Source organism: Nigerium sp. (assembly GCF_039811905.1).
Taxonomy (GTDB): Bacteria; Actinomycetota; Actinomycetes; order Propionibacteriales; family Propionibacteriaceae; genus Propioniciclava.
In genome coordinates this window covers 1-3,715 of sequence record NZ_JBDHZL010000165.1, presented here as the reverse complement: position 1 = coordinate 3,715, position 3,715 = coordinate 1, and the positions used below count along the sequence as shown (strand labels likewise).

3 protein-coding genes are annotated in these 3,715 nt (G+C 71.1%); 2 read left to right on the top strand and 1 reads right to left on the bottom strand.

Annotated features, from left to right (window positions below; genetic code table 11):
* Positions 1-216: 216 nt before the first annotated feature.
* Complete coding sequence (locus WMJ97_RS14730; protein WP_347349759.1) at positions 217-2,403, top strand: SDR family NAD(P)-dependent oxidoreductase; 2,187 nt, start codon at positions 217-219, stop codon at positions 2,401-2,403.
* Positions 2,404-2,482: 79 nt separating this feature from the next.
* Here WMJ97_RS14730 and WMJ97_RS14725 read toward each other — a convergent pair whose 3' ends face one another.
* Positions 2,483-2,899, bottom strand: coding sequence for a helix-turn-helix domain-containing protein (locus WMJ97_RS14725; protein ID WP_347349758.1), 417 nt, complete (start codon positions 2,897-2,899; stop codon positions 2,483-2,485).
* An 82-nt stretch (positions 2,900-2,981) separates the two neighbouring features.
* Between WMJ97_RS14725 and WMJ97_RS14720 the strand changes: the two genes are divergently transcribed.
* Entirely contained in the window at positions 2,982-3,599 is a 618-nt protein-coding gene (locus WMJ97_RS14720) for an NAD(P)H-binding protein (RefSeq protein ID WP_347349757.1), read from the top strand.
* The last annotated feature ends 116 nt before the right edge of the window (positions 3,600-3,715 follow it).

The following is a 3,715-nucleotide window of genomic DNA, read 5'->3' as shown; positions in this document are numbered from 1 at the left end:
AAACGCTGCAGGCGTTCCGCGGTTTACTGCAGGCGTTCCGCGGTTTACTGCAGGCGTTCCGCAAACGCTGCAGGCGTTGCAGCCGGCCGGGGGCCGCGGGCGGGACGCCCAAGAGCCCCAACCCCCCAAACACCCAACCCCGAGCACCCGCGCCCGACCCACCCCGGACAAGGCAGCTCGGAGTCCAACCACCACCCACGCGGTAAGTTGCGCACCATGGACGACGCCACGATCCTCGATCCCGCCCACCAGCCCGTCATCGTCGTCGGCGCCGGCCCCGTGGGACTGACGGCCGCCCTGCTGCTCGCCCAGCAGGGCCATCGGGTCACGGTGTATGAGGGCAAGACCGAGATCCCGCTGTCCGACGACAACAGCTACCCCATCGGCGTCAACCCCCGCGGCCAGGAGGCGCTGCGCCGCATCGACCCCACGCTCCTCGACCGCCTCCGCCACGAAGGCGAGGTCGTCCACGGCTGGCGCATCTACGCAGCCGGACGCCTCGTCGCCAAGCTCGCCAGCGGCACCGTCATCTCGACCACGAGGGCGTTCGTCAACCGGATCCTCCTCGACGCCGCGGACGCCTCCCCCTCGATCACGATCGTCCGCGGCCACAAGCTCGTCCGCGTCGACCTGGACGCCCGCCGCCTCAAGTTCGCGACCCCCTCCGGCGAGTCGGCCACGATCGAGGCCGCCGACGCCCGCGTGATCTGCGCCGACGGCGTCTGGTCGGCGGCCCGCCGCTCGATGACCGAGCAACTGGACGACTTCGCCCCGCAGGTCAGCGAGTGGGGCGTCCGCTTTCGCGTGCTGTACTCGCAGCCGGGCGCGACGGCGCCCGGGCTGGACCCGTCCCTGCACTACATCTTCGGCGACAAGGGCATGTACTCCGCGACCCTCGCGGGCGGCGTGTGGTGCATCGCGGTCACGGCCATCGCGGGCACCCCCGAGGAGCCCCTGCTCCTCGCCCAGGACGCCACCCCCGAGAACGTCGGCAGACTCCGGGACTACGTGCGCTCCTATGCGCCTCTCACCGCACCCTTGCTCACGGACGCCGACTACGCCGCCTTCTTCGGCCGCGACTCCTTCTCGGGGGCGGTCGTGAGGTGCCCGTTCGTGAACGCGGGCGAGTGGCTGATCCTGATCGGGGACGCCGCCCACAGCGTCATTCCGCCGACCGGCGAGGGCGTCAATTCGGGTCTCGAGGACGCCCACCTCCTGGCCGACCATCTCGCGTCCGGATCGCTGACGCCGTTCGCCGACTTCAACGCCGCCCGCATGCCCGACCTCGAGGCGCTCGGCGAGTACGCGTGGCACCTCATGGAGAACGTGAAATCCACCGACCCCGCACGCCGAGCGGCGAACGTCGCGATGCGCGTCGTCGGCGTCCTCGGCAAGCCGTTCGGCGTGGGCGCCGGCCGCGTGGACGACCAGCTCTTCGGCCCGGCGTCCGACCGGACGCCGTACCACGAGATCTTCGCCCCCTGGATCGCCCAGCGGGACAGGCTCTTCCCGCCGATCTACCGCGCGATGGCGTCCGGACGCCGCCTGGCAGCCGCGCTGCCGCGGCGGCGTCCGGGGCGACGCTCGACGCGCCCCGCGCCCCAGCCCGGACACCAACGAAAGGACCCCACGTTGACCAAGACCGCACTCGTCACCGGAGCCTCCAGCGGAATCGGGTTCCACCTCGCCCAGCAACTCGCCGCGCGCGGGTACGACATCGTGGGCGTGGGCGCGAGCGAACGCATCGACAGCCTGCCCGCGAAGCTCCCCGGGGTGAAGGTCACCCCGGTGCGCGCCGACCTCACCGATCGGGCTCAGGTGGACGCCGTCTGGCAGGCGTTCGATGCTCTCGGCGTCCCCCTCGACGTGGCCGTTCTCAACGCGGGCAAGAGCCTCGGCGGCGCGTTCGTCGACACCGACCTCGACGACGAACTGCACATGCTCAACCTCAACGTCACCTCCCAGGTCGTGCTCGCCAAGCAGGTCGTGCGCAGGATGGCGGCGCAGCGCCGCGGGCGGATCCTGATCACGTCGTCCCTCTCCGCGACGACGCCGACGCCGTACGAGTCGATCTACGGTCCCACCAGGGCATTCATGTACAGCTTCGCGCAGGGGCTGCGCGAGGAGATGCGCGACTACGGCGTCTCGGTCACCGCGCTGTTGCCGGGGGCCACGGCGACCGGCTTTCACGACACCGCCGGCATGCAGAACACGGTGTTCGGCGACAACTCCTGGAAGAACGACCCCGCCGTCGTCGCGAAACTGGGCGTGGACGCCCTCTTCGCCGGACGAGACCACGTCGTCGGCGGCGACCGCAAGACCCGCTGGGCGGCGCTGCGGAACAAGTTCAGCAGCGAACAGAGCAAGGCCCGCCGCTTCGCGCGCGACTCCAAGCCTGCGTGAGTTCGCCGGCGCGGCCACCGGGACGCCCGGGAGCGTCGGACGGTGCGATCGCTCCCGCGGTTGTGGCTACGGGAGCGCCTCACTCGCCGCCGACAGCGTCGGCCGAGCGGTCGTAGCGCTCCCGGTTCTGCTGGACGACGCCCACGTTCTGTTCTGCCCACCGGCGCAGGGCGTCCAGCGGCGCGACCGTGGAGGCGCCCAGTTCGGTCAGCCAGTAGTCCACGCGCGGAGGGATGCTGGGCGTGACCTCGCGGGCCACGAGCCCATCGCGCTCCATGGACCGCAGCGTTTCGGTCAACACCTTCGGCGACACCCCCTGAATGGCTCGCCTCAGTTCGGTGAAGCGGGCGCGCCGGCCGTCGGCCAGCACCGTCACGATCATCGGCGTCCAGCGGTCGGTGAGGTGGCGCAGGACGGTCCGCGAGGGGCAGTCCCGGTTCAGGACGTCAGCCGGCAGCACCCCGGAATCCGCCGACGATCGCGGCCCCTGCTCCATCACGTCCTCCAGTTACGTTGAGGTAATCAGTTACCGAAAGATACTATCAGGGCGTCAGTTCAACCAGATACCAGGAGTTCTCATGCACCTCTCCATCATCGGGGCCGCCGGCATGGTCGGCTCGCAGATCACCGCCGAGGCCCTGACCCGCGGGCACCAGGTGGACGCCTACACGCGCTCTGGCCGCACCACGGCTCTGACGCCCACCCAGCCGCTTGCCCTCACCGACACGGACGCCGTCGCCCAGGTGGTCGACGCCAGCGACGCCACCGTCATCACCGTCGGCGGCCGTGACGACTACGAGGCCGTCGTCGCCGCCCACGAGCGTCTGATCGCCGCCCGACCCACCGGTCGCGTGCTGGTCGTCGGCGGCGCCGGCGCCCTGCCCGTGGGCGAGGGACGCCTCCTCGACTCCCCCGACTTCCCGGCCGAGTATCTGCCCGAGGCGAAGGCGTTCGCCCGCGTCTACGACGCCTACGCGGCGTCCGAGGGCCTCGCCTGGACGATGATCGCACCCTCCCCCGAGATCGCCCCCGGCGTCCGGACGGGCCACTACGTCGATGGCGGCAACGGCATCGCGGGCGGCTTCGTCTCGTCGCAGGACTTCGCCGTCGCGGCCGTGGACGAGCTCGAGAAGCCCGTCCACCAGGGCGAACGCTTCAGCGTCGCCTCCGCCGACGAGACCGCCGCGCGCAGCTGACCTCGAGGGGAGAGGGTGGGCCCGCCGCACGCGCGAACGAGTGTGCGCCCGCCTCTCACTTCCCGCTGTAGACGGGGAAGACGCTCGACTCGCCGTACTCCCGGGCATGCAGGTCC

What these genes read in the sequence shown, in the direction of transcription:
- WMJ97_RS14720 (WP_347349757.1), top strand. Translation starts at nt 2,982, where the DNA reads ATGCACCTCTCCATCATCGGGGCCGCCGGCATGGTCGGCTCGCAGATC.
- WMJ97_RS14725 (WP_347349758.1), bottom strand. Translation starts at nt 2,899, where the DNA reads ATGGAGCAGGGGCCGCGATCGTCGGCGGATTCCGGGGTGCTGCCGGCT.
- WMJ97_RS14730 (WP_347349759.1), top strand. Translation starts at nt 217, where the DNA reads ATGGACGACGCCACGATCCTCGATCCCGCCCACCAGCCCGTCATCGTC.